21 protein-coding genes are annotated in these 26,177 nt (G+C 65.1%); 15 read left to right on the forward strand and 6 right to left on the reverse strand.

All coding sequences use genetic code 11. From position 1 onward, the window contains the following. Nucleotides 1-203 precede the first annotated feature (203 nt). Entirely contained in the window at nt 204-1,469 is a 1,266-nt protein-coding gene (locus tag AC0L3C_RS33040; protein ID WP_027520215.1) for a cytochrome P450, read from the forward strand. Between the two features lie 183 nt (nt 1,470-1,652). Next, a complete protein-coding gene (locus AC0L3C_RS33045; RefSeq protein ID WP_018453687.1) occupies nt 1,653-2,927 on the forward strand; it encodes a cytochrome P450 in 1,275 nt (424 codons plus the stop codon). A gap of 224 nt (nt 2,928-3,151) precedes the next feature. Here the strand turns inward: AC0L3C_RS33045 and AC0L3C_RS33050 are convergent, their stop codons facing one another. Continuing rightward, the gene (locus AC0L3C_RS33050) at nt 3,152-4,072 is read right to left on the reverse strand and encodes a LysR substrate-binding domain-containing protein (RefSeq protein WP_473410071.1); all 921 of its coding nucleotides are present in this window, start codon (nt 4,070-4,072) and stop codon (nt 3,152-3,154) included. A gap of 124 nt (nt 4,073-4,196) precedes the next feature. Between AC0L3C_RS33050 and AC0L3C_RS33055 the strand changes: the two genes are divergently transcribed. From AC0L3C_RS33055 to mdlC, 4 genes are all read left to right on the forward strand, one after another. Beyond that, nucleotides 4,197-5,366: an acyl-CoA dehydrogenase family protein gene (locus tag AC0L3C_RS33055; RefSeq protein WP_473265779.1), complete on the forward strand. Its 1,170-nt coding sequence runs from the start codon at nt 4,197-4,199 to the stop codon at nt 5,364-5,366. Between the two features lie 10 nt (nt 5,367-5,376). After that, nucleotides 5,377-6,480, forward strand: a complete 1,104-nt coding sequence (locus AC0L3C_RS33060; RefSeq protein WP_473410072.1) for a CaiB/BaiF CoA transferase family protein — start codon at nt 5,377-5,379, stop codon at nt 6,478-6,480. An 18-nt stretch (nt 6,481-6,498) separates the two neighbouring features. Next, on the forward strand, nt 6,499-7,347 hold the full coding sequence (locus AC0L3C_RS33065) for an HTD2 family dehydratase (protein ID WP_473410073.1): 849 nt from the start codon (nt 6,499-6,501) through the stop codon (nt 7,345-7,347). 140 nt (nt 7,348-7,487) lie between these two features. Continuing rightward, a complete protein-coding gene (gene mdlC / locus AC0L3C_RS33070; RefSeq protein WP_473410074.1) occupies nt 7,488-9,110 on the forward strand; it encodes a benzoylformate decarboxylase in 1,623 nt (540 codons plus the stop codon). Nucleotides 9,111-9,287: 177 nt separating this feature from the next. Here the strand turns inward: mdlC and AC0L3C_RS33075 are convergent, their stop codons facing one another. Next, nucleotides 9,288-10,064, reverse strand: coding sequence for an SDR family NAD(P)-dependent oxidoreductase (locus AC0L3C_RS33075; protein WP_473410075.1), 777 nt, complete (start codon nt 10,062-10,064; stop codon nt 9,288-9,290). A 76-nt stretch (nt 10,065-10,140) separates the two neighbouring features. Here AC0L3C_RS33075 and AC0L3C_RS33080 point away from each other — a divergent pair, with 76 nt between their 5' ends. Next, on the forward strand, nt 10,141-10,602 hold the full coding sequence (locus AC0L3C_RS33080; protein WP_473410076.1) for a MarR family winged helix-turn-helix transcriptional regulator: 462 nt from the start codon (nt 10,141-10,143) through the stop codon (nt 10,600-10,602). 156 nt (nt 10,603-10,758) lie between these two features. Here AC0L3C_RS33080 and AC0L3C_RS33085 read toward each other — a convergent pair whose 3' ends face one another. Both AC0L3C_RS33085 and trhA read right to left on the reverse strand, forming a co-directional pair. Further along, a complete protein-coding gene (locus AC0L3C_RS33085; protein ID WP_473265785.1) occupies nt 10,759-11,553 on the reverse strand; it encodes an SDR family oxidoreductase in 795 nt (264 codons plus the stop codon). A gap of 56 nt (nt 11,554-11,609) precedes the next feature. Next, nucleotides 11,610-12,305: a PAQR family membrane homeostasis protein TrhA gene (trhA, locus tag AC0L3C_RS33090; protein WP_473265786.1), complete on the reverse strand. Its 696-nt coding sequence runs from the start codon at nt 12,303-12,305 to the stop codon at nt 11,610-11,612. A 193-nt stretch (nt 12,306-12,498) separates the two neighbouring features. Here trhA and AC0L3C_RS33095 point away from each other — a divergent pair, with 193 nt between their 5' ends. Continuing rightward, nucleotides 12,499-13,968 (forward strand): YcjX family GTP-binding protein, encoded by a 1,470-nt coding sequence (locus tag AC0L3C_RS33095; protein WP_473410077.1) that lies wholly within the window; start codon nt 12,499-12,501, stop codon nt 13,966-13,968. Then, nucleotides 13,965-14,993, forward strand: a complete 1,029-nt coding sequence (locus AC0L3C_RS33100; RefSeq protein WP_473265788.1) for a YcjF family protein — start codon at nt 13,965-13,967, stop codon at nt 14,991-14,993. The genes AC0L3C_RS33095 and AC0L3C_RS33100 overlap by 4 nt, the downstream gene beginning before the upstream one ends. 192 nt (nt 14,994-15,185) lie before the next feature. Here AC0L3C_RS33100 and AC0L3C_RS33105 read toward each other — a convergent pair whose 3' ends face one another. Continuing rightward, nucleotides 15,186-16,751, reverse strand: a complete 1,566-nt coding sequence (locus tag AC0L3C_RS33105; protein WP_473410093.1) for a glycosyltransferase family 39 protein — start codon at nt 16,749-16,751, stop codon at nt 15,186-15,188. A 342-nt stretch (nt 16,752-17,093) separates the two neighbouring features. On the opposite strand from AC0L3C_RS33105, the gene AC0L3C_RS33110 reads away from it, so the two are divergent. The 4 genes from AC0L3C_RS33110 to AC0L3C_RS33125 all read left to right on the forward strand — a co-directional run bounded on the left by AC0L3C_RS33110 (nt 17,094) and on the right by AC0L3C_RS33125 (nt 20,890). Then, nucleotides 17,094-18,827, forward strand: a complete 1,734-nt coding sequence (locus AC0L3C_RS33110) for an adenylate/guanylate cyclase domain-containing protein (protein WP_473410078.1) — start codon at nt 17,094-17,096, stop codon at nt 18,825-18,827. Nucleotides 18,828-18,961: 134 nt separating this feature from the next. Beyond that, complete coding sequence (gene sorA / locus AC0L3C_RS33115) at nt 18,962-20,161, forward strand: SorA family sulfite dehydrogenase catalytic subunit (RefSeq protein ID WP_473282441.1); 1,200 nt, start codon at nt 18,962-18,964, stop codon at nt 20,159-20,161. A gap of 11 nt (nt 20,162-20,172) precedes the next feature. After that, entirely contained in the window at nt 20,173-20,481 is a 309-nt protein-coding gene (sorB, locus tag AC0L3C_RS33120; protein WP_456767887.1) for a SorB family sulfite dehydrogenase c-type cytochrome subunit, read from the forward strand. Between the two features lie 208 nt (nt 20,482-20,689). Next, nucleotides 20,690-20,890 carry a cold-shock protein gene (locus AC0L3C_RS33125; protein WP_007596519.1) on the forward strand — a complete coding sequence of 67 codons (201 nt, stop codon included), beginning with the start codon at nt 20,690-20,692 and terminating at the stop codon, nt 20,888-20,890. Nucleotides 20,891-21,060: 170 nt separating this feature from the next. Here AC0L3C_RS33125 and AC0L3C_RS33130 read toward each other — a convergent pair whose 3' ends face one another. After that, nucleotides 21,061-21,522: an Lrp/AsnC ligand binding domain-containing protein gene (locus AC0L3C_RS33130; protein WP_007596520.1), complete on the reverse strand. Its 462-nt coding sequence runs from the start codon at nt 21,520-21,522 to the stop codon at nt 21,061-21,063. A 114-nt stretch (nt 21,523-21,636) separates the two neighbouring features. On the opposite strand from AC0L3C_RS33130, the gene putA reads away from it, so the two are divergent. After that, nucleotides 21,637-24,636: a bifunctional proline dehydrogenase/L-glutamate gamma-semialdehyde dehydrogenase PutA gene (putA, locus tag AC0L3C_RS33135; RefSeq protein ID WP_473410079.1), complete on the forward strand. Its 3,000-nt coding sequence runs from the start codon at nt 21,637-21,639 to the stop codon at nt 24,634-24,636. 114 nt (nt 24,637-24,750) lie between these two features. Beyond that, complete coding sequence (locus AC0L3C_RS33140) at nt 24,751-25,956, forward strand: CaiB/BaiF CoA transferase family protein (protein WP_473410080.1); 1,206 nt, start codon at nt 24,751-24,753, stop codon at nt 25,954-25,956. Nucleotides 25,957-26,177: the final 221 nt, after the last annotated feature.

Raw genomic sequence — 26,177 nt, forward strand, 5'->3', positions numbered from 1 at the left:
AGCCCGGATGGAGCGCAGCGTAATCCGGGACAGCGGCAATGGCCGCCTGAATCCCGGATTACGCTTCGCTCCATCCGGGCTACAACACACCCATGTGGCAAAACTCGCCCTTGCTCCGGCGCAGACAACCGGCTGTAATTGCAAATCAAATACCGCAGCGCAGAATTCAACGAGAACGCGCGGTCAGCTCAGGGAGAGCGGTCATGCATGGGACCATCGAAAGCGCGGCGAAGCTCGACGCGTTACGCGCACGCGCCACATCACTGCCGCTGGAGCAGTTCGATCCGGGCGATCCCGAGCTGTTCAGAACCGATACGTTCTGGCCCTATTTCGATCGCCTGCGCCGCGAAGATCCCGTGCACTATTGCAAGGACTCGATGTTCGGGCCGTATTGGTCGGTGACGCGCTACAACGACATCATGGAGATCGAGACCAACCATTCGGTGTTCTCCTCGGCCTCCTCGCTCGGCGGCATCACCATCCGCGACATCGATCCGGAACTGCGCCGCGAGAGCTTCATCTCGATGGACCCACCGCGCCACGCGGCGCAGCGCAAGACCGTGGCGCCGATGTTCACGCCGACGCATCTGGACAATCTGGCGCTGAGCATCCGCAAGCGTTCGGCCGAGTGCCTGGACAATCTGCCGCGTGGCGAGGTGTTCGACTGGGTCGACCGCGTCTCGATCGAGCTCACCACGCAGATGCTCGCCGTGCTGTTCGACTTTCCCTGGGAGGACCGCCGCAAGCTGACGCGCTGGTCGGACATCGCGACCACCATTCCCGGACCCGACGGCCTCGTCGCCACCGAAGACGAGCGTCAAGCCGAGCTGACGGAATGCGCCGGCTATTTCACGCGATTGTGGAAGGAACGGATCGAGCAGCCGCCGAAGAGCGACCTGTTGTCGATGATGGCGCATGGTGCCGCGACGCGCGACATGGACGCGAAGAACTTCCTCGGCAATCTGATCCTTCTGATCGTCGGCGGCAACGACACCACCCGCAACACCATGTCCGGTTCGCTCGACGCGCTGAGCCAGCATCCGGAGCAATATCGCAAGCTGCGCGAAAACCCCGCGCTGCTCGATAGCTTCGTGCCGGAAGTGATCCGCTGGCAGACACCGCTGGCCCATATGCGGCGCACCGCGCTTGCGGACTTCGAGTTCCGCGGCAAGCAGATCAAGAAAGGTGACAAGGTCGTGATGTGGTACGTCTCGGGCAACCGCGACGCCGACGCGATCGAAAAGCCCTACGAATTCATCATTGACCGCGCGCGGCCGCGCACGCATCTCTCGTTCGGTTTCGGCATCCACCGCTGCGTCGGCTTGCGGCTTGCCGAACTCCAGCTCAAGATTATCTGGGAAGAGATCCTCAAGCGCTTCGACCATATCGAGGTGGTCGGCGAACCCAAGCGGGTCTATTCGAGTTTCGTGAAGGGTCTCGAAAGCTTGCCGGTGAAGATCGCGGCTTAGGGCGATGAGCCAGAGTGAAATCCACGGGGAAGCTACGCCCCCTCCCCCGCTTGCGGGGGAGGGTTGGGGAGAGGGTGCCTCCCCAATCGAGAGCCCCCAAGAGGAAAAAGCCCTCACCCGGGGCTGCGCGCCGACCTCTCCCGCAAGCGGGATAGGTTAGAAAATCAACTGGAGCAAACCACCATGAACATCCAAGCGCCGGTTCAAGTGGACAAGGCCGAACGCATGCGCCGGGCCCGCGAGGAGGCCTATGCGACACCGCTGGCGCAATTCCACCCCGGCGCGCCCAGGCTGTTCCAGGACGACACCCTGTGGCCGTGGTTCGAGCGGCTGCGCAAGGAAGAGCCGGTGCATTACTGCACCAACGCGCCGATCGAGCCGTATTGGTCGGTGGTGAAGTACAACGACATCATGCATGTCGACACCAACCACGGCCTGTTCTCCTCCGATTCGACGCTCGGCGGCATCGGAATCCGCGACGTGCCGGAAGGTTACGACTGGCCGAGCTTCATCGCCATGGACCAGCCGCGTCATTCGTCGCAGCGCAAGACGGTGTCGCCGATGTTCACGCCGACGCATCTGGACGAACTGGCAAAACTGATTCGCCAGCGCTCGCAGACCGTGCTCGACAATCTGCCGCGCAACGAGACCTTCAATTTCGTCGAGCGCGTCTCGATCGAGCTGACGACGCAGATGCTGGCCACCCTGTTCGACTTCCCCTGGGAAGAACGGCGCAAGCTGACGCGCTGGTCCGATGTCGCGACCGCGCTGCCCAAGAGCGGCATTGTTGCTTCCGCCGAAGAGCGCCGCCGCGAGATGGACGAATGCTATGCCTACATGTCCAAGCTCTGGAACGAGCGTGTCAACTCCGCGCCGCGCAACGATTTGCTGTCGCTGATGGCGCATAACGACGCCACGCGGTTCATGGACCCCGACAATCTCATGGGCAACATCATCCTGCTCATCGTCGGCGGCAACGACACCACGCGCAACACCATGACGGGCTCGGTGCTGGCGCTGAACGAGAACCCGGAGCAATACGACAGGCTGCGCGCCAACCCGGAACTGATCGATTCCATGGTGCCCGAAGTGATCCGCTGGCAGACCCCGCTCGCGCATATGCGCCGCACCGCGCTGCAGGACACTGAAGTTGGCGGCAAGCACATCAAGAAGGGCGACCGCGTCGTGATGTGGTACGTCTCGGGCAACCGCGACGAGGAGATGTTCGAGAAGCCGAACGAGTTCATCATCGACCGGCCGCGGCCGCGCACCCACCTCTCCTTCGGCTTCGGCATCCACCGCTGCGTCGGCATGCGCCTCGCCGAGCTCCAGCTCAAGATCGTCTGGGAAGAGATGCTGAAGCGCTTCGACCGCATCGAAGTGGTCGGCGAGCCCAAGCGGATCTATTCGAGCTTCATCAAGGGGTATGAGTCACTGCCGGTGAGGATTCCGGGGTAGGCCCCACTGTCATGCCCCGCGCAGGCGGGGCATCCAGTAAGCCGCGGCTTCTCGGCTCAAGCACTGCGGCCTCTGGAATACTGGATTGCCCGCCTTCGCGGGCAATGACACCGAGGGTGGATTAAGAGCGGGCGACTCCTCCCCAGCTATAAAATTTCGGCATGACAGCTCGCGCGAGATGCGAAGGCGAGATCGCGCGCGACTGGTCTACGACACCGGCACATCTAGCTCAACTTGATGTCCCACACGCCTTCCTTGCGGCAGGCGGCGACTTCCTCGCGCAGGAGGGCGGTGACGGCGACCGAGGCCGTCGAGACCGGACGGTCGATCGGAGAGGCAAATATGAGCTCGCGCGTCATCGGCTTCGAGACGAGAGCCGTTTCCAGCCGCCCGTCCGCGACCTCGGCGTGGACCGACGAGGGCGGCAGCAGCGCGAAGCCGAGGCCTTCCTCGACGAGGCTCGTGAGCACGCGGAACGAATCCGCCTCGAGCTGGACGTTGAGCTTGATCTTGCGTTGCGCCGCCGCGTGCTCGATCAGCGCACGGAGACCGTGGGAATGACTCGGCAGCACCAGCCGTTGCCGCAGCAGCCAGCCGACATCGACGCTCTTCTTGCGCGCCAAGCCACAACCGCGCGGACCCACCGCGACGATGTTGTCGCGCCCCAAGCTCTCGACGTTGAGATGCAGATCGGCGGAGCGGCCGTAGAGGATGGCGAGATCCATCTCGCCGCGATGCAGCCATTCGACCAGATGGCCACTGTAGCTCTCGACGATGCGCAGCGAAATGCCGGGGAATTTTTCGACGCAGCGCCGCGCAAAGCGCGCCGACAGCACGCAGCTCACGGTCGGGACCAGGCCGAGCACGACCTGGCCCGATGGCGGCCCCTTGGAGGACTGGATGTCGTCGCGGATCTGGTCGATCTGCCGCACGATGCCCGAGGTGCGCGCCAGCAAGAGGCGGCCGGCATCCGTGAGCACCATGCCGCGGCCATTGCGGGTGAACAATTCCGTGCGCAGCTCGTGTTCCAGCAGCTTGATCTGCCTGGAGAGCGCCGGCTGCGCCACACGCAACGTATCGGACGCCTTGGAGAGGCTGCCGAGCTCCGCCACGCAACTGAAGGTCCTGAGCTGACGGAAATCCATGCTTGCCAATCCTGGAAGGCTGCTCCATACGCTATAGCAAATGAGCATAGGGGGCTGGCATTGTTTTCACAACGCCAGAGGATCGGCCGGCGTTATCCTAACTGCCGCACATACGGGAAACCCCATGAGTGAAGACCACCACACCGAAGATCACGCCGACATCCGCGAAGCCGTCGCAAAGCTGTGCGCGCAGTTTCCCGGCGAATACTGGCGCAAGCTCGACCGTGAGATGGCCTACCCCAAGGCCTTCGTCGACGCGCTGACCGAGGCCGGTTATCTCTCGGTGCTGATCCCCGAGGAGTATGGCGGCGCGGGCTTGAAGCTTTCAGCGGCCGCGGCGATCCTCGAAGAGATCCAGCGCGCGGGCTGCAACGGCGGCGGCTGCCACGCCCAGATGTACACGATGGGCACCGTGCTGCGGCACGGCAATGACGAGCAGAAGGCAAAATATCTGCCGAAGGTCGCGAGCGGCGAATTGCGGCTGCAGGCCTTCGGCGTCACCGAGCCGACCAGCGGCACCGACACGACCTCGCTGAAGACCTTCGCACGCAAGGACGGCAATGCCGGCTACATCGTCAACGGCCAGAAAATCTGGACCAGCCGCGCTGAGCATTCCGACCTGATGCTGCTGCTGGCGCGCACCACGCCGAAGGACCAGGTCAAGAAGCGCACGGATGGTCTTTCGGTGTTCATCGTCGACATGCGCGAGGCCAAGAACAAGGGCCTCGAGATCCGCCCGATCCGCACGATGATGAACCACGCCACCACCGAAGTGTTCTTTACCGACATGAAGGTGCCGGCGGAGAATCTGATTGGCGAAGAGGGCAAGGGCTTTCGCTACATTCTCTCCGGCATGAATGCCGAGCGCATCCTGATCGCAGCCGAATGCGTCGGCGACGCCAAATGGTTCATCGCGAAAGCCACCAACTACGCCAAGGAGCGCAGCGTTTTCGGCCGGCCGATCGGCCAAAATCAAGGCATCCAGTTCCCGATCGCCAAGGCCTACGCCGCGATGCGTGCGGCCGAGCTGATGGTGAAGGAAGCCACGCGCAAATACGAGGCCGGGCTCGACTGCGGCGCGGAGGCCAACATGGCCAAGATGCTGGCGGCCGATGCGTCCTGGGAAGCAGCGAATGCCTGCGTCCAGACCCATGGCGGCTTCGGCTTCGCCGAGGAGTACGACGTCGAGCGCAAATTCCGCGAGACGCGGCTCTATCAGGTGGCGCCGATCTCGACCAATCTCGTGCTGTCCTTCATCGCCGAGCACGTCCTCGGCATGCCCCGCTCGTACTGAGGCCGCCATCATGGGAGCACTTGACGGGATCAGGGTGATTGCGGTCGAGCAGGCGGTGGCGGCGCCGTTCTGCTCGTCGCGGCTGGCGGATGCCGGCGCGGAAGTCATCAAGATCGAGCGGCCCGAAGGCGACTTCGCCCGCGGCTATGACGCGGCGGCCAAGGGCCAGAGCAGCTACTTCGTCTGGCTCAACCGCGGCAAGCAATCGGCGGTGGTCGATCTCGCCACCAAGGAAGGCTGCGCCGAGCTGGAGAGGCTGATCGCGAGCGCCGACGTGCTGATCCAGAATCTCAAGCCGGGCTCGATGGACAAGCTCGGCTTTTCGCGCGAGCGGCTGCTGAAGGATTATCCCAGGCTGATCTCGTGCACGATCACCGGCTATGGCGACGAGGGCCCCTATGCGCACCGCAAGGCCTACGATCTGCTGATCCAGGCCGAGAGCGGCCTTGCCTCGATCACCGGCAATCCCGACGGCGCCTCGCGGGTCGGCATGTCCATCGTCGACGTCGCGACCGGCGCGACCGCGCATGCGGCAATTTTGGAAGCCCTGATCGGACGCGGGCGTACCGGAAAGGGCGCCGACATCCGCATCTCCATGTTCGACGTGATGGCGGACTGGTGCACCGTTCCGCTGCTCAACTCGGAAGCCGGTAACCCGCCCAAGCGCATGGGGCTTCGCCATCCCTCGATCGCGCCCTATGGCGTGTTCACGTCCAGCGATGGCAAGGACATTCTGATCTCGATCCAGAGCGAGCGCGAGTGGAAGACGCTCTGCGCAAAGGTGCTGGACCAGCCGGATCTGCCCGCAGACGCGCGCGTTGCCAACATGGTCGAGCGCGTGCGCAACCGCGACTTCACCGACAAGACGGTCGCGGATGCCTTCGCCAGGATGACGCGCGACGAGTTGCTGAGGCGGCTGTCCGACGCCGACATCGCCTTTGCCGAGGTCAACACCATGGCCGACCTCACCAAGCATCCGCATCTGCGCCGCATCGAGGTCGACACCCCGCAAGGACGTGTCAGCTATCCCGCGCCGGCGCCGATCATTGTCGGTGAGACGCGCAGCTATGGCGCGGTGCCAGGGATCGGCGAACGACCGGCCAAAAAATCGTAACAGCAAGAGCGAGGCATCATGACCGAGAAGCTCGACATCGATCATCTCAGGCAGTGGATCGGCCGCAGCGAAGAGGCCACCGACACCGTCACCGCGCAGCTCGTGAAGGGTCTGCGCGCGACGCTGTTCCAGGAGGTCGGTTCGCCCAAGGCCGGCGATGCAGCGCCGTTCACGGTGCATTGGTGCCTGGCGCAGCCGGTGTTTCCGATGTCGATGCTCGGGCCCGACGGCCACCCCACCCGCGGCGGCTTCCTGCCGCCGGTGCCGCTGCCGCGCCGGATGTGGGCCGGCGGCGAGATCGAGTTCCTGCAGCCGCTGCGCGTCGGCGATGAATCGACGCGGACCTCGCGCATTGCCGACGTACAGGTGAAATCAGGCTCGACCGGCACGCTGTGCTTCGTCTCGGTCGAGCACAGCATCTCCTCGCCGCGCGGCATCGCCATCCGCGAGCGGCAGGACATCGTCTATCGCGAGATGACGACGACGTCCGCGCCGGCAAAGGCCCCGCCTCCGCCACCGAAGGCGCAGCATCGCGAGACCCATGTCTCCGATCCCGTGCTGCTGTTTCGATATTCCGCGCTGACCTTCAACGGCCACCGCATCCATTACGACCGCGACTACGTCACCAAGGTCGAGGGCTATCCGGGCCTGATCTTCCACGGACCGTTGCAGGCGACGTTCATCATCGAGATGGCCGCGAAGCTGAGCGGCGGCAAGGCTCCGAAGAAGTTTTCGTATCGCGGGGTGCAGCCGCTGTTCGAAGGCAGCGAGTTCTCCATCAACGCCAACGAGACCGCTGATGGCATGGAGCTGTGGACCGCGAACGCGGAGGGGCAGCCGACCATGAAGGGGACGGCGGTGTGGTGATACACTGCTGCTTCCTCCTCGTCATTGCGAGCGTAGCGAAGCAATCCAGAGTCCCTCGGCGGTAACAGTCTGGATTGCTTCGTCGGCCCCTCGCAATGACGGTGGGGCTGATAGCCGATAAACATCAGGGAACGGAAATCATGGCGAAGAACGGCAAGAGCGGCAGCAAATCCGTCACCGTCAAGCAGGCGACGCTCGACCTGCTGCGCTCCTTCGGCATCAGACGCGTCTTCGGCAATCCCGGCTCGACCGAGCTGCCGTTCCTGAGCGACTGGCCCGACGATATCGACTACGTGCTGGCGCTGCAGGAAGCGAGCGCGGTCGGCATGGCCGACGGTTACGCGCAGGCGACGCGCAATGCCGGCTTCGTCAATCTGCATTCGGCCGCCGGCGTCGGCAACGCGCTCGGCAACATCTATACCGCGCATCGCAACCAGACGCCGCTGGTGATCACCGCCGGCCAGCAGGCGCGCTCGATCCTCCCGTTGCAGGCGTTCCTCTATGCGGAGCGTGCATCCGAATTCCCACGGCCTTATGTGAAGTACAGCGTGGAGCCGGCGCGGCCCGAGGACGTGCCGGCCGCGATTGCGCGCGCCTATTACACCGCGATGCAGCCGCCATGCGGGCCGACCTTCGTCTCGATCCCGGTCGACGACTGGGCGCATGCGGCAGCTCCCGTCGAAGCCCGCAAGGTCAGCCGCGAGATCGGGCCCGAGGCTGACGCGATGACCGCGCTGGTCGCCGCACTCAGTTCGGCCAAGCACCCTGCCCTCGTCGTCGGCCCCGGCGTCGATCGCGCCGGCGCGGTCGATTTGATGGTGCGCGTGGCCGAGAAGGCCAGGGCCAGCGTCTGGGTCAGCCCGTTTTCGGCGCGCTGCTCGTTCCCGGAACGCCATCCGCAATTCGCGGGCTTCCTGCATGCCTCGCCGGCGCAATTGTCGGACGCGCTGCGCGAGCACGACCTCGTCGTCGTGATCGGCGCGCCCGTGTTCACCTTCCATGTCGAAGGCCACGCCGCGATCTTCGACGGCGGCGCGACGCTCTTCCAGATCACCGATGACCCGGATGCTGCGGCGGTGACGCCGGTCGGAACCAGCATCATCGCGACGATGAAGCCGGCGCTCGCAATGCTGCTCGACCTCCTGCCGGAGAGCAAGCGCGCGGCACCGAAGGGGCGAACGCTGCCGCCGGCCCCGCAGGCCGCGGATCCACTGCCGGTCGAATTCCTGCTGCATTCGCTGTCGCAGGCCATGCCGGACGGCGCGTCGCTGGTCGAGGAAATTCCCTCGCACCGGCCGGCGATGCAAAAGTTCATGCCGATGCGCGGCCAGGACAGTTTTTACACCATGGCGAGCGGCGGCCTCGGTTACTCGCTGCCCGCCGCGGTCGGCATGGCGCTCGGCAAACCAAAGAGCCGCACGGTGTGTCTGATCGGCGACGGCTCGGCGATGTATTCGATCCAGGCGCTGTGGACCGCCGCGCAGCGCAAGCTGCCGCTCACCATCGTCGTCATCAACAATTCCGGTTACGGCGCGATGCGCTCGTTCAGCCAGGTGATGCAGGTGAGGAACGTGCCGGGGCTCGAGCTGCCGGGGATCGATTTCGTCCGGCTCGCCGAGGGCATGGGTTGCCATGCGGTGCGGGTAACGAAGGCGGCGGAGCTCCGGGAAGCGCTGAAGCGCGGGATGGCATTCGAAGCGACCAGCCTCGTCGAGGTCATCGTGGATTCGGCGGTGCCGGTGCTGTACGGGCAGAAGCATTGACGGCGTCGTCCCGGCCTAGTGCGCAATTGCGCACGGGGGCCGGGACCCATACCGCGCGATTCATCGATTGTGCGCGGCGCCAATCCCGAACAACCAATCTTCACCAAACGTCTCCCTGGGGTTATGAGTCCCGGCCTTCGCCGGGACGACAGCGAATGTTTGGCGCGACCGCCAAATCTACGACGCCAAAAATCCTCCGTCCGCCGCCAGCACATGCCCGACGACATAGGACGACGCGTCGGACGATAGCCACACCACCGCCTCGGCCACCTCCTCCGGGCTCCCCATCCGCCGCAGCGGCAGGCCCGCGCTGACGGTTGCGACATCGCCGACACCGGCGCGCAGCATCATGTCGGTGACGACGCGGCCGGGGGCGATGGCGTTGATGCGGATGCCGCGTGGAGCGTTCTCCATCGCGGCAGAACGTGTCAGCGAGATCGCCGCAGCCTTGGATGCCGAGTAGAGCGAGAAGCCGGGATTGGGGTTGCGCACGCCGCTGACGGAGGCGTTGACGACGATGCTGCCGCGGCCTTGCGCGAGCATGACCGGCAATTGATGGCGCAGGCACAGGAACAGCGCGCGGACATTGGTGTCGAACACGCTGTCGTAGACATCCATGCCCTGCTCTTCCAGCGGCGCGCGCCGCTCCTGGAAGCCGGCATTGTTGAAGGCGACGTCGAGCCGGCCGCAGCGATCGATGGCGGTGCTGACGAGCCGCGCGACATCGTCCTCGCGCGTGATGTCGGTCTTGATCGCGATGGCGTCCGCACCGAGTTCGCGGCACGCCGCGGCGGCGGCATCGATCTCGGCTTCGCGCCGGCCCGCCACGACGATCGCCTCCGCGCCTTCGGACGCCATTCGCAACGCCGTGGCACGGCCGATGCCGCTGCCGCCGCCCGTCACCACGCAGACCTTGCCCCTCATCCGCGCACCCGTCGGCAAAGTTCCGCTCATGGCTCACTCCAAAACGCTTGCGCGCGCCGTTGCGCGCATATAGTTGTATGATACAACTATATGCACGGAGTCAAGCATGACCGGGCTTTCGCTGATCGACGACATTCGCGCGGCCTCGCGCCTGATGGTGCGCGAGCTCGGCTTCATGGACGCGACGGTGGCGGCATCGGACTATCCGCCGTCGGCCGTGCACACGATCCTGGAGATCGGTATCCGCGGGCCGATGAATTCTGGCGAGCTCGGCGATTTCCTGCGGCTGGAGAAATCGAGCGTCAGCCGCCTGGTGCGCAAGCTGATCGACTGCGGCGAGCTGCGGGAGACGCCGGATGAAGCCGATGCGCGCAGCAAGCTGTTGTCGCTGACGGCGAAGGGCCGCCGCACGCTGGAGGCGCTGCACGCGTTCGGACGGCAGCAGGTGAGTGGTGCACTGGCCGCACTGACAGAGGCCGAGCAGCGCACGGTCCGGGAAGGGATGATGCTCTATGCGCGGGCTTTGCGGCAGAGCCGGGTGGAGGGCGAGGTGGAGTCGGCGGCGTAGCTACCAGCGTCGTCCTGGCGAAAGCCAGGACCCATTACCCCAGGAAGTAGTTTGGCGAAGACTTGTCATTCGGTACTGCTACCACGGCAAGATCGGTAGACCTCGCGGTATGGGGTCCTGACCTTCGCCAGGACGACACCGAAATTGTAGCCCAGCCTACGTCCCGAAATCTTCCCGCATCCTGGCCTGGATCTTGGCCATGCCGCCGATCCAGCGGTCGTAGTTCTCGGTCTTCTTGCGCATGTAGCCGAGCACCTGCGGGTGCGGCAGGATGAGGAACGTCTCCTGCTCGAGCCCGGCGAGCACGTCGTTCGCGACCTGCTCGGGCGAGAGGTCACCGTCGCCGGATTGCGGGCCCTTCGGAATCGAACGCAGCATGTTGGTGTCGACGCCCTGCGGGCAGAGGATCGAGACGCGGATGTTGTGCGCCTTGTGCGAGATCGCGAGATTTTCGGCAAAGCCGACCGCGGCATGCTTGGTGGTGGAATAAGCCGGACTGCCGACCTGCGACAGCAGGCCCGCAGCCGAGATGGTGTTGAGGAAATAGCCGCCGCCGCGCGCCTTCATACGCGGGATCAGATGCCGCGCCGCATAGACATGCGCCATGACGTGAATCGCCCAGCTGCGCTGCCACGGCTCATCCGAGGCGCCGCCGGCATTGACCGACATCGGATCGAAACCGCCGCCGATGCCGGCATTGGAGCAAAACAACTCGATCGGGCCGAACTGCCGCTCGGTCTCCTCGATGACGTGGGAAATATCCTTTTCCTGCGCGACATCGCATTTGAAGGCCGCGCCATCCACCGTGGCAGCGACCGTCCGCGCATTGTCCGCGTCCATGTCGGCGACGACGACCTTGGCCGCACCCACCTTGTGAAACGCCTCGCATAGCGCCTTACCGATGCCGTTGGCGCCGCCCGTGACGACCACGACCTTGCCGGTCACCTGCATGCGACGTCTCCTCTTGTCTTATACCGTTTTGGCTTATTCCGCTTGGCGGAGCTTGCTCAGCTCAACACGAGGTCGAGCACCGCGGTATAATGGCACGCCGCACCGGCCAAGACAAAGCCGTGCCAGATCGCATTCTGGAAGCGCAGCCGCCGCCAGGCATGGAAGATCACGCCAAAGCTGTAGAGCAGTCCGCCCGCAAGGATGAAGCCCAGCACCAGCGCGGGCAGCGCCTTGACCACGGAATCATAGAGCATGATGCCGCTCCAGCCCATGGCGAGATAGATGCCGACCGCGACGCGGTCGAACCGGCCGGGGTAGAGAAGTTTCAGCACGATGCCGAGGAGCGCCACGCACCAGACACCGGCGAGCAGCACCAGCGCGAAGGCACTGTCCTTCACCTCCAGGATGAACGGCGTGTAGGTCGCCGCGATCAGGAGATAGATCGCCGAATGGTCGAAGCGCCGCAGCAGCCATTTGGCCGGCGAGACCGGCCAGAGATTATAGGTCGCCGACAACACCAGCATCGAGAGCAGGCCGGCGACGTAGATCGAGACGCCGACGATGTCGGTCGCGTCGGCAAAGAGCACCGTCAGCACCACCAGCACGGTCGCGGCAATGAGGCCGCAGAGCACGCCGATCGCGTGGATCACGCCGTCGGCGATCAGCTCGGCGCGGTCGTAATGCCAGCCGACCGCGTCGGCCGCTGCGTGGACGGAGGAGGATGCGAGCTGTTTCAGTTGAAAGACGGTCATGGCAATCCGCAAAGTGAGACAATACCCTCTTGTATGGGTGTTTCGGGACCGGCGCGTCGTTCAAACGGGTGATTTGCAAACGGCTGATTTGCCGACAAAGGAGGTGGAAGTATGAAGCTTGATTTTCCGCACGCAATTGCCACTTTTGTGATCGGTCACACATTTTCTCCCGCCGAGATCACTTAACGTTCAAATGGCATTCAGTTTCCAGGATATCGTCGAAGAAGCGCGGCTGTCGGCGAGGGCGCTGATCGACTATGGCGAGCACTTCTTCAACCCGACCGTGCGGCTCGGGGTCACCGGCCTGTCGCGGGCAGGCAAGACGGTGTTCATCACCGCGCTGATCCACGGCCTCACCCGTGGCGGCCGTTTTCCGGTATTCGAGGCCTATTCATCCGGGCGGATCGCGCGGGCGCATCTGGCGCCGCAGCCGGACGACGCCGTGCCGCGCTTCGCCTATGAGAGCCATCTGCGCGCGCTGATCGAGGAGCGGCGCTGGCCGAGCTCGACTGTCGACATCAGCGAGCTCAGGCTCGTCATCGACTACCAGCGCCAGAACGGCGCCGACCGCACGCTGACGCTCGACATTGTCGACTATCCCGGCGAGTGGCTGCTCGACCTGCCGCTGCTCCAGAAGAGTTTTGAGCAATGGTCGGCCGAAAGTCTCGCCCTGTCGCGCGAGGCGCCTCGCGTCCATCTTGCCGCGGACTGGCACGCGCATCTCGCAACGCTCAAGCCCGAGGCGCGCGAGGACGAGCAGGCGACGCTGACGGCCGCAAAGCTCTTCAGAGGCTATCTGCAAGGTTGCCGCGACGAGCGGTTTGCGATGAGCCTGCTGCCACCCGGCCGCTTCCTGATGCCGGGCAATCTCGCCGACACACCGGCGCTGACCTTTGCTCCGCTCGACGTGCCCGCGGGCGGCCAGGCGCCGGAGGGATCGCTGTGGGCCATGATGGTGCGCCGCTATGAAGCCTACAAGGACGTCGTGGTGCGGCCGTTCTTCCGTGATCATTTTGCCCGGCTCGATCGCCAGATCGTGCTGGCCGACGCGCTCGCCGCGTTCAACGCCGGCCCTGAAGCGCTGCACGATCTCGAAGCCGCACTCGCGGGCATTCTGGACTGCTTCAACATCGGCCGCAGCACGATCCTCTCCGGCCTGTTCCGGCCGCGGATCGACCGCGTGCTGTTCGCGGCGACCAAGGCGGACCATCTGCATCATTCCAGCCACGACCGGCTCGAGGCCGTGCTGCGCCGCGCGGTCACCCGCGCCGTGGCGCGCGCGGAAACTACCGGCGCGGAGATCGACGTCATCGCGTTCGCCGCCGTCCGCGCCACGCGCGAGGCGCAGGTCGCGCATGGCCGCGACAAATTGCCGTCGATTTTGGGAACGCCGGCCGCGGGCGAAAGCGCCGGTGGCGAATTCTTCGACGGCAACACCGAGGTGGCGACCTTTCCGGGCGACCTCCCGCTCGATCCCGAACTGCTGTTCAACGGCACCGATGCGTTCCGCGGGCTCTCGACCGAGGCCGCCGGGAAGAGCGATTTTCGCTTCCTGCGTTTCCGTCCGCCAAAGATCGAACGCGAGGGGGCCGACCAGGCGGCGCTGCCTCACATCCGCCTCGACCGTGCCCTGCAGTTCCTGCTCGGAGACAAATTGTCATGAACGACCGATCGAAGTCGCGGCGACCGGCAACGTTCCGGCTCGACGACCCCGGCGTCGTCGTTACCGAGGCCGACGAAACGGCCCGGCTCGGCCGCACCACCATCCAGATCACGCCGGAGCCCGATCCGGCGAACTTGCCGGTGCCGATCGCAGCGACGCTTCCGGCGCGGCGCGGCTTTCCCTGGGGCGCATTGTTCTGGTCCGGCGTTGCCGGGCTGACGCTGCTCGGGGTCGGGCTAGGCGTCGTCCGTCTGATCGAGGATCTGTTTGCGCGTAGCGACAGCCTCGGCTTCGTCGGACTGGCGCTTGCCTCAGTTACCGCGCTTGCGCTCGCGGTGGTGACCGGACGCGAGGCGTTCGGGCTGGCGCGGCTGGCAACGATCGAAAAGCTGCATCAGCGCGCAGCCGCTGTCCTTGCCAGCGACGATCGTAAGGAGAGCCGCATCATCGTGCAGGATCTGCTCAAGATCGCGCACCAGAACCCGCAGCTCGCGCGCGCCCGCGCCACGCTGGAAAGCCATGCCGGCGAGATCATCGACGGCGCCGACATGATCCGGCTCGCCGAGCGTGAATTGATGTCGCCGCTGGACATCGAGGCGCGGCGGCTGGTGTCGTCAGCCGCGCAAAAGGTCTCGATCGTGACAGCGGTTTCGCCCCGCGCGCTGATCGATGTGTTGTTCGTGTTCGTGGCGTCGCTCAGATTGATCCGCCAGCTCGCTTTTCTCTACGGCGGCCGCCCCGGCGCGCTCGGCATGATCCGCCTGCTCCGCCACGTCATAGCCCATCTCGCCATCACCGGCGGTATGGCGGCGAGCGACAGCCTGGTGCAGCAGATGCTCGGCCACGGCATTGCGGCGAAGCTGTCGCAGCGGCTGGGCGAAGGCATGCTGAATGGATTGCTGACGGCGCGGCTGGGCCTCGCCGCAATCGACGTCACACGGCCGCTGCCGTTCGCGGCCCTGCCGCCGCCGAAGCTATCGGATCTCGCGACGGATCTGCTGCGGAAGAAGGACGACGAGGAGTAGCGCTCCGTTCGCCCGACGCGCTCGTTTTCCCCTCTCCCCTTGTGGGAGAGGGTGGCTCGACGCGAAGTGGCGAGACGGGTGAGGGTCTCTCTCCGCGCGCGCCTCTCGCAGTTGTCTTAGCTGATAGAGCCCCCTCATCCGGCGCTTCGCGCCACGTTCTCCCACAAGGGGAGAAGGAAGAAGGCCGCCTTGCTAGGCGAGCGTACGTCGCTCGAATTCTCCCGCCAGCACGCGCCACTGGAACAGCGGCGAGTCCTTCGGTGGTGAAAGCTCCGGAGTCCAGCCGGTGAGCTTTTCCAGCGTATACGTGTCCATCACGAGTCCGCGCCAGCGGCGCTCGATCTGACCGAGCGGCTCGCGTTTGGCGGGGATGTTCTCCCACAGCGATGAGCGATTGTCCGGCTCGCGCCCAACATAAATGCCGGCATGGCCCTTGATCCGATCCAAGCCGGGATCACGAAAATCCTGGAAGCGGCCGCGCTCGTTGATCTCGATCACGGGCACGCGGCCCCTGAACAGCCAGCGCATCATGGCATAGGTGCGGTAGTCCGTGGTTGCGATCCAGGTCGCGCCGGTCTCGTCCAATGCGGCCTGTGCGCGCGCGGCGACCTGCTCGTAACCGGACTCGGCGCCGATCGGATCGATCTTCCCGAGAAAATTCCAAGGCGCGGCGACGTAATAGAGGAACACGATGATGACAAAGGCGATGCCGGAGACCACCGCTGTGTTGGCCCAGAACAGCGATGCCCTGATCATCCGCGCCGATCTTCCTTCGCGCGACAGCATGGTGAGGTTGACAGCGGCGGCGGCGAAGCCGACCGGCCACATGAACATCGGCCAGGTGTCACCGACGCGGAGGGTCAGCGATTTCACCAAGAAATAGAGAAACGGCACCAGGACCGCGGTCGACAACAAAATCGCGACCGGCTCGCGCGTGCGATAGCCGCGCCACGCCGTCAGCACCACCCCCGTCAGCACCACCGGCAGCATGACGAAGCCGACCAGTCCGAATTGCAGGCCGATGTAATCGCCGAAGGTGCGGAGCGAGATGCCGTAGCTGGTGGTGGCACGCACACCCTGGAAGCGGATCGCGGCCCAGTCGTGCTGCACGTTCCAGATCAGGACGGGCGAGAATACGACGATTGCGATCAGCACCGCGAGATATGGATAGGGGCTGCGCAGCCAGCGCCAGCGCCAATCCGGCACCAGCAGAAAGGCGGCAACCGCCGGCGCGAACATGATCACGGTGAATTTCGACAGCATCGCGAGCCCGGCGAACAGGCCGGCCGCAAGCCACCAGCGGCCGTCGCCGCCCTGCGCAAGGCGCACCAGGGACCACATCATCGCCACCGCAAACGGGATCATGGCGGCATCGGGCGCGACCTTGGCCATCAGCAGCCCGTAATAGAGCGCGGCCTCCGGCATCAGCACCGCGAGCACGACCGCGCGCACGTCATGGGTGAGGCGGCGAACGATATCGGCGAGCAGGAGCTGCGTCACCACCATCGCGACGATACCGCCGAAGCGCACACCGAGCGTTGTGTCGCCGAAGATCGCAGTGCCGAACCGGATCAGCCAGGCGATGCCGGGGGGATGATCCAGGAAGCTGAGCGCCGTCTCCTGCGACCAGGTCCAGTAATAGGCCTCGTCCGTGCGCAGCTCGATGGCCGAGGCGTAGACCATGCGCAGCAGCGTCATCGCGGCGACGATCGCCGCGGCCATGACGAGCGGCCGGCGCGCCGCGCCTAGGGGGGGCATCGTGATGTCGGGAGCTGTCGCCACGGCGGCGCTTTTCGCCAACCTGGGAGGGGGAGTCAATGTCGGGGGTGGATCGGCCTGTTGCGCTGTCGTCCCGGACAAGCGAAGCGCTGATCCGGGACCCATAACCACAGGGAGGGTTTGGCGAAGACCCGTAGCTACCAGCCCGTGCCACAACGACTCCCTGTGGCTATGGGTCCCGGATCTGCGCGCCGCCATGCGGCGCTTGTCCGGGACGACAATGGAGTAATTCCTGCCGCGGATGTGATCCCGCAAGCTGTCCACCCCCGGAATTAAACGCGGCGCTGGCTGTTCTCCTTCATGAACTGATACAACGGAATCATGGCCGCCACCGCATCCACACGATTGTCCGAGCTTTCCCGCGCCATCAGCTTGCGCCAGGTGCGGCTGGTCTGCGGCGTCATTTTGTTCGCCTATGTCGTTAGCCATTTCCTCAACCATGCGCTCGGCAACATCTCGGTCGATGCCATGGAGATCGGGGTCTACTATCACACACTGTTCTGGCAGTTCCTGCCGGTTGCGATCACGTTCTACACGGCGGCCCTCACGCATATGGGGCTCGGCATCTACGCGCTCTATCAGCGCCGGCAGTTCCGCTGGCGGACGGTCGAGCCGCTGCAACTCGTGCTGGGCTTGAGCATCCCCGCGCTGGTCATGGCGCATGTGATCGGGGTGCGGCTCGGCCAGGCGCTTTACGGACACCAAAAACTCTATCCGCAGGAACTCTATCTGTTCTTCGTCGCATCGAACCGTATCTGGACCATGACGGTCCTGCTTCTGATCGCCTGGGTTCACGGCTGCATCGGCATCTATTTCTGGCTTCGCCTCAAACCGTTCTTCACGCGCGCGGCGCCCTATCTGCTCGCGGCGGCCGTGCTGATTCCGACGCTGTCGCTGTTGGGTGTCTACCAGGGTGGCCGCAGCGTCGAGATCGAGGCCGACGACGGGGAATGGCGGACGCATAATCTCACACGCCGCCAGGTCGGCACGGCTGCCGAGGCCACGACGCTCGACCGCATCACCGGTGGCCTCACCGCCGGTTATCTCGGACTGCTCGCTTTGGCGCTGCTGGCGCGCGGCGTGCGCGCCCTGCGCGAACGACGCGGTGGCATGATCGCGCTGTCCTACGGCAACGGCAAGACGGTGCGCGTCCCCAAGGGCCTCTCCGTGCTGGAAGCGAGCCTGCGCCACAATGTGCCGCATGCCAGCGTCTGCGGCGGCCGCGCCCGCTGCTCGACCTGCCGCATCCGCATCATCGGCGATCATGGCGCCCTGCCCGAGCCGTCGCAGCGCGAGGCGTTCGTGCTCACCCGTGTCGGCACCAGCGATCCCTCGATCAGGCTGGCCTGCCAGCTGCGGCCGACATCGGATCTCTCCTTCTTCCAGCTCTTCACAGCGCATACCCTGTCGGCGAGCGCGCAGGCCTCGACGCCCGCCAGAATCGGCCAGGAGCGCTATCTCGTCAGCCTGTTCGTGGACATGCGCGGCTCGACGCAGCTGGCCGAGAAGCGGCTGCCGTTCGACACCGTGTTCATCGTCAACCGCTTCCTCGGCGCCGTCTCGCAGGCCGTGATCGAGAATGGCGGCCAGCCGAACCAGTTCGTCGGCGACGGCATGCTGGCGCTGTTCGGACTGAGCGCCGATCCGCAAGAGGCGTGCCGGCAGGCGCTGAAGGCCGCCGCCGGAACCGCCAGGCAAATCGACGAGCTCAACGAGCTCCTGTCCCACGATCTGCGCCAGCCGATCCGCTTCGGCATCGGCATCCATGGCGGCGAGGTCATCATCGGCGACATCGGCTATCGCGATCACATCGTGTTCACGGCGCTGGGCGATGCCGTCAACGTCGCGGCCCGGCTCCAGGACATGACCAAGACACTGGCCTGCGAAGCGATCGTCTCGGAGGAAGTCCGCCGCACCGCCGGCCTTGCCGACGATGCGCTGCCGCAGCAGGAGGTCGCGATCCGCGGCCGCGACGAACCCATGGCCGTGCGCGTCGTCGCGGACGCCAGGACTCTGTCGGCGCTCGTCGACCACGGCGAACGCGTCGCGGCGTAACACCGGCTTGCTGCAACGCAGCGGCATGGGCCTGCTGCGAAAGCACGAATTGACTTCAACTGAGTCGTTGCGACACATGAGTGCTAGATCGCGGTGATGACCGCGATCAACGAAAAGCTCCGGGAGGAGACCACATGTTCGATCGACGCGACCTGCTCAAAGGAGCGGGCCTTGCCGCTGTTGCGACTGCCCTGAACCCGACCAAAGCGCTGGCACTCGACACCGTCACCCTTCCCTTTGCCAATGGCGAACGGCCTTTGGTGAAATATCCGCAGAAGCGGCCGATGATCGGCCTGACCAGCCGCCCGCCGCAGCTCGAGACGCCCTTCGCAGTGTTCAATGACGGCCCGATCACGCCGAATAACGCGTTCTTCGTGCGCTATCACCTGTCCGACCTGCCCTACAGTCTCGACCCCGACAAGTTCACCCTCGAGGTCAAGGGCAAGGTCGACAAGCCGCTCAAGCTGTCGCTGAAGGACATCAGGAAGATGAAGGCGACCGAGATCGTCGCCGTCAACCAGTGCTCCGGCAACAGCCGCGGCTTCCTGGATCCGCGCGTGGCCGGCGGCCAGCTCGCCAACGGCGCGATGGGCAATGCGCGCTGGCGCGGCGTGCCGCTGAAGACCGTGCTGGCGATGGCGGGCGTGCAGAGCGGCGCCAAGCAGGTCACCTTCAACGGCATGGACGGTCCGGTCAGCGACAAGACGCCCGACTTCGTCAAGGCGCTCGATATCGATCACGCCAGCGACGGCGAGGTGATGCTGGCCTATGGCATGAACGGCGAGGACCTGCCGTTCCTCAACGGCTTTCCGCTGCGCCTGATCGTGCCCGGCTATTACGGGACCTACTGGGTCAAGCACCTCAACGAGATCACCGTCGTCGACAATGTCTATGACGGCTTCTGGATGAAGTCGGCCTATCGTATTCCGGACACCCCGAACAATGCGATCGAGCCGGGCACTGCGCCGAAGGCGACGATCCCGATCAACCGCTTCACCATCCGTTCCTTCATCACCAGCGTTCCCGACGGAGCCAAGCTGAAAGCAGGCGGCACCACGCTGCGCGGCATCGCCTTCGACGGCGGCAAGGGCATCAAGGAGGTCGCGGTCTCCACCGACGGCGGCAAAACCTGGACCGGCGCCAGGCTCGGCAAGGATCTTGGCAAATACTCATTCCGCGAATGGACGCTGCCGGTGAAGCTCGCGGCGGGCTCCCACGAGCTCAAGGTGCGCGCCACCGGCAATGGCGGCGAAACCCAGCCGGATACGCCGCGCTGGAATCCGGCGGGTTACTTGCGCAACGTCGTCGAAACCGTCCGCGTCACCGTGGCTTGAGGGGAATGATCATGCAGCGCACCGTTTTCCTCGCCATCACGCTCGCCCTCGCCGCCGTGGTGGGTTCGGCACTTGCAGCACCGGTCAATTACAAGACCCCCGATGAGGTCGCGGCGTTCAAGCCCGGGCCCAATCTCGAAGTCGTGCAGGGCAATTGCAGCGCCTGCCACTCCGCCGATTACATCAACACGCAGCCGCCGATGAAGGACAAGAAAGGTTTCTGGCAGGCCGAGGTGACCAAGATGATCAAGGTCTATGGCGCCCCCATCGACGATGCCGATGTCGGCAAGATCGTCGATTATCTGGCCGCGACTTATTGACGGATGGCGCGCGACGCGCGGACCAATTGACCGCGAAACGGGCAAATCCGGCAAAAACGCCGCGAAGTTGAGCGGAATTCGGCGAAATGCCGATGTGGATTGAGCTACCAAGCCAGCCACATTCCGCGTATCGTATTAGGACCGAACCGGCCGGTTGGCGGGGACTGGCGGTTCGAGATCTCGGAGGAAGACCCGCGGAGAAGTCGTGATGGCTAAAGGTACGGTCAAGTGGTTCAACCCGACGAAGGGTTATGGATTTATCCAGCCGGCGTCGGGCGGCAAGGATGTGTTCGTGCATATCTCGGCAGTGCAGAAAGCCGGTCTGTCGTCCCTGAACGAAGGACAGACGGTGGAGTATGAAGAGATCGCAAACCGAGGCAAAAGCTCCGCAGAGAACCTCAAAGTATAAGCCCGCCGGCTTTTGCTAACTCCCGGATCAATCCGGGAGCCGGGCCAAGAAAATTTCAGAAGACGGTCAGTGCATTCGACGACAGGCGTTGCGATTGCACACGGAGAACTATTTGCCCGTGAAGACCGCCCGTTCGACGCCACAGCAACGACAATCGCGACCGCATTTCGTTAGTCCACCGGCAATGGTGCGTCGCGCTTGATCTCTTCCATCACCGCATAGGTTCGCGTTTCGCGCACGCCCGGCATCGACAGCAGGGTCTCGCCAAGGAAGCGCCGATATGCAGTCATGTCTGCCAGCCGCGCCTTCACAAGATAGTCGAAGCCGCCAGCAACCATGTGACACTCCAGCACTTCGGGCGCGAGTTTCACTGCGCGGGCAAAACGCTCGAAATTGTCGGGCGTGGTCTTGTCGAGCAGCACCTCGACGAACACCAGGAGCCCGAGGCCGAGCCGGTGCGGGTTGAGCCGCGCGCCATAGCCCTCGATAAACCCCTCTCGCTGCAAACGCTTCAGCCGCTCGCCGATCGAGGTCGGCGACAGCCCGATGCGCTCCGCGAGCTCAACATTGGCGATTCGCCCGTCCTGCTGCAAAATCGAGAGGATTTTCCGGTCGGTTCGATCTAGTTCCATATTTCATAAGGCCAAATTGCTTAATAGCTTAATTTTCTAAGCCGAATGAGCTAAATTGTCTATCGAGCTAAGGTCGCGTGAGCATTATCCTGGATTGGAGCCACAGGACACGCCATGCCGAACGTTCCGCCTCCCTTCTCCGCCGCCTACGCGCCCGATGATGCCGTTGTCGCCGCGCGCCGTTTGCCGTCTGCGCATCTCGGCCCCGCGCAGGAGGCGCGGATCGATCGCACCGCGACGCGGCTGATCGAAGCCATCCGCAAGCGCGATGACCGGCTTGGTGGAGTCGAGGACATGCTGCGGGAGTTCGCGCTCTCGACCAAGGAAGGGCTGGCCTTGATGGTGCTGGCCGAGGCGCTGCTGCGCGTGCCGGACGCGCGCACCGCCGACCAGTTCATCGAGGACAAGCTCGGCGAGGGCGACTTCATCCACCACGAGACCAAGTCCACGGCCTTCCTGGTCAACGCCTCGGCCTGGGCGCTCGGCCTCTCGGCGCGGGTGATCCAGCCCGGCGAGACGCCCGACGGCACCATCGGCCGGCTGGTGAAGCGGCTGGGCGCACCGGCGGTGCGCACCGCCACGCGCCAGGCGATGCGGCTGATGGGCAATCATTTCGTCCTGGGCGAGACCATCGCGCAGGCGCTGGAGCGGGCCCGGCCGCGCTCCGGCGAGAGGGCGCGCTATTCCTTCGACATGCTTGGCGAAGGCGCGCGCACGGCCACTGATGCCAGGCGCTATTTCGACGCCTATGCCAGCGCGATTCTGACCATCGGCAAGGCGGCGGGTCACCATCCCCTGCCCGACCGGCCCGGCATCTCCGTCAAGCTCTCGGCGCTGCATCCGCGCTTCGAGGCGACCAGCCGCAACCGTGTGATGGCGGAGCTGGTGCCGCAACTGCTGGACCTGGCGCAGCGCGCCAAGGCCCATGATCTCAATTTTACCGTCGATGCCGAGGAAGCCGACCGGCTGGAATTGTCCCTCGACGTGATCGCGGCAACGCTCGCCGATCCCTCGCTCGCCGGCTGGGACGGATTTGGCCTCGCGATCCAGGCCTATCAGAAGCGCGCCGGCGACGTGATCGACTATGTCGATGCGCTCGCCCGCGCGCATGACCGCAAGCTAATGGTGCGGCTGGTCAAGGGCGCCTATTGGGACACCGAGATCAAGCGCGCGCAGGAGCGCGGGCTCGACGGCTATCCCGTCTTCACCCGCAAGGCGATGACGGATCTGAACTACGTCGCCTGTGCTCAAAAGCTGTTGAGCTTGCGGCCACGCATCTTCCCGCAATTCGCCACCCACAACGCACTGAGCGTCGCGACCGTGCTGGAGCTTGCCGGTGCCAACGGCGGCTTCGAATTCCAGCGCCTGCATGGCATGGGCGAGGCGCTCTACGAGCAGCTCGCCAAGGATCACCCCGAAATCGCCTACCGCACCTACGCCCCGGTCGGCAGCCATCGCGACCTGCTCGCCTATCTGGTGCGGCGACTGCTGGAGAATGGTGCCAACTCCTCCTTCGTGGCGCAGGCGTCCGATTATCGCGTGCCTGTTGCGGCGCTGCTGCAACGTCCGGCGGATGCCATCGTCCGGCCGCAGCAGGCGGCCCATCCCAAGATTCCGCTGCCGGGCGATCTGTTCGCGCCGGAACGGCGCAATTCACGCGGTGTCGAATTCGGCGCGCGTGCCGCGCTCGACCGGTTGCTGACCGACGTCAAGGCCGAGACGATCGACCTCGTGCCGATCGCGGACGCAACGCCGGATCGGGCCAATGCGGCAGTGACTGCTGCGCGCGCGGGCTTTGCCGCCTGGAGCCGGACTCCGGCAGCCACGCGCGCGGCAGCGCTCGAGCAGGCGGCGCATCTTCTGGAGAACCGCGCGCCCCATTTCATCGCGCTGCTGCAACGCGAGGGCGGCAAGACGCTCGACGATGCGCTGTCGGAGCTGCGCGAGGCCGCCGATTTCTGCCGCTATTATGCCGCGCAGGGCCGCAAGCTGTTCGGCAACGATGTGGCGATGCCGGGCCCGACCGGCGAGAGCAATGCGCTGGCCATGCGCGGCCGTGGCGTCTTCGTGGCGATCTCACCGTGGAATTTTCCGCTGGCGATCTTCCTCGGCCAGGTCACGGCGGCGCTGATGGCCGGCAACAGCGTGGTGGCCAAGCCCGCGGAGCAGACCCCGCGCGTCGCGGTCGAGGCAGTGCGGCTGCTGCACGAGGCCGGCATTCCCATAAGCGCGCTGCACCTCGTCATCGGCGACGGCCGCATCGGCGCCGCGCTGGCGGCGCACCCCGATGTCGGCGGAATCGTCTTCACCGGCTCGACCGAGGTCGCTCGCAGCATCAACCGGGCGCTGGCAGCCAAGGACGGGCCGATCGTGCCGCTGATCGCGGAGACCGGCGGCATCAACACCATGATCGCGGATGCGACTGCGTTGCCCGAGCAGGTCGCAGACGACGTCGTCACTTCGGCGTTTCGTTCCGCCGGCCAGCGCTGCTCGGCGCTGCGGCTGCTGTTCGTGCAGGAGGACGTCGCCGACCGCATGATCGAGATGATCGCGGGCGCGGCGCGCGAGTTGAAGATCGGCGATCCAAGCGACGTCGCGACCCATGTCGGTCCGGTGATCGATATCGAGGCCAAGCAGCGCCTCGATGCGCATATCGCACGGATGAAGAGAGAGGCACGGCCGCACTTTGCCGGCACCGCGCCGGAGGGCTGCTTCGTCGCGCCACATATTTTCGAGCTTGGGGATGCCGGCCAGCTGACCGAGGAGGTGTTCGGCCCGATCCTCCACGTCGTGCGCTATCGTGCGGAACATCTCGAACGCGTCCTGCAAGCCATCGAGCGCACCGGCTACGGGCTGACGCTCGGCATCCATTCCCGCATCGACGATACGATCGAGGCGATCGTCGACCGCGTCCAGATCGGCAACATCTACGTCAATCGCAACATGATCGGCGCCGTGGTCGGCGTGCAGCCGTTCGGCGGCAACGGCCTGTCCGGAACCGGCCCGAAAGCCGGCGGCCCGCACTACCTCGCGCGCTTCGCCATCGAGCAGACCGTGACGATCAACACCGCAGCAGCCGGCGGCAACGCTGCCCTGCTCGCAGGGGATGAGTGAGGCGGGGCGAGGAGCGTTGCATCCCGGCGAAACATCGGTCTAATGCTGCCGGTGACGTGGCCCTCGCCAATTCCAGCGCGCGGGAAACAACACGAGCGAGGGAGCAACGCGGCGATGGAAAAGGGCATTTTTGCAGGGCTCAAGGTGCTGGATTGCGCGAGTTTCATCGCAGCGCCGGCGGCCGCGACCGTGCTGTCGGATTTCGGCGCCGATGTCGTCAAGATCGAGCCGCCCGGTGCCGGCGATCCCTACCGCAATCTGCCCAACATTCCGGGCTATCCGACCAGCGAGCACAATTTCGCCTGGCTGCTGGAGGCCCGCAACAAGAAGAGCATCGCGCTCGACCTCGCAAAGCCTGAGGCGCAGGCCGTGCTCTACAAGCTCGTGGAAGAGGCCGACGTCTTCATCACCAACATGCCGCCGCCGGTGCGCGCCAAGCTCGGCATCACCTACGACCACCTCGCCCATCTCAACGACCGGCTGATCTACGCCTCCTTCACCGGCTATGGCGAAAAGGGCGAAGAGGCCAACAAGCCCGGCTTCGACAGCAACGCCTATTGGGCGCGCTCCGGCCTGATGGACCTCGTCCGCGCCGACACCAACACGACGCCGGCCCGCTCGGTCGCCGGCATGGGCGACCATCCCTGCGCCATGGCGTTCTATGGCGCCATCGTCACCGCGCTGTACCAGCGCGAGAAGACCGGCAAGGGCTCGCATGTCGCCTCCAATCTGATGGCGAACGGCGTGTGGGCTGCGAGCGTGCTGGCGCAGGCAAAGCTCTGCGGCGCCAAATTCGCCGAGCGGCGACCGCGCGAACGCGCGTTGAACGCGGTCGCCAACCACTATCAGTGCAAGGACGGCCGCTGGCTGATCCTGTCGTTGCTGAGCGAGGAGAAGCAGTTTCCGACGCTGGCCAGGTGTCTCGGCCGCGAAGACCTCATCACCGATCCGCGCTTTGCCACCAAACCCGACCGTCACGCCCGCTCCGTCGAACTGATCAAGATCTTTGACGAGACCTTTGCGACCAGGGATCTCGCCGAATGGCGCAAGATCCTCGACGGCAACGGGCTGGTGTTCGGCATCGTCGGCATTTTGGACGACATCCCGAACGACAAGCAGATGCTCGACAACGAGATTCTGGTGCCGTTCGAGAACGACACCATGCTCACCATCTCCAGCCCGATCTGGATCGACGGCGCCAAGAAAGTGCAGCCGCGCAAGCCGCCCGGCGTCGGCGAGCACAGTGACGAGATTTTGCGCGGCGCGGGATACGACGAGGCGGCGATCAAGCAGCTGCGGTCGCAGGGGGCGGTGGGGTAGGGGCGCTGGCGGTGATACATTCACGCTGTCGTGCCCGCCCACTTGGCCAAATGGCCCCCGGGGCGCGGCCCCCATGACCCAGCCGGAGGTGGGGGGCGGCGCAGGTTAAAACAACAAGTAGCCAAAACCCCCGGGGGGGGTTGGGGGCCGAGTGGGGGGGGGGTGGGCCGCCCCCCCCCCACCCGGTAGGACCCGCGGTGGGGGGGGGGCGGTGGCCAGGG

This window comes from Bradyrhizobium sp. WSM4872 (assembly GCF_055811715.1).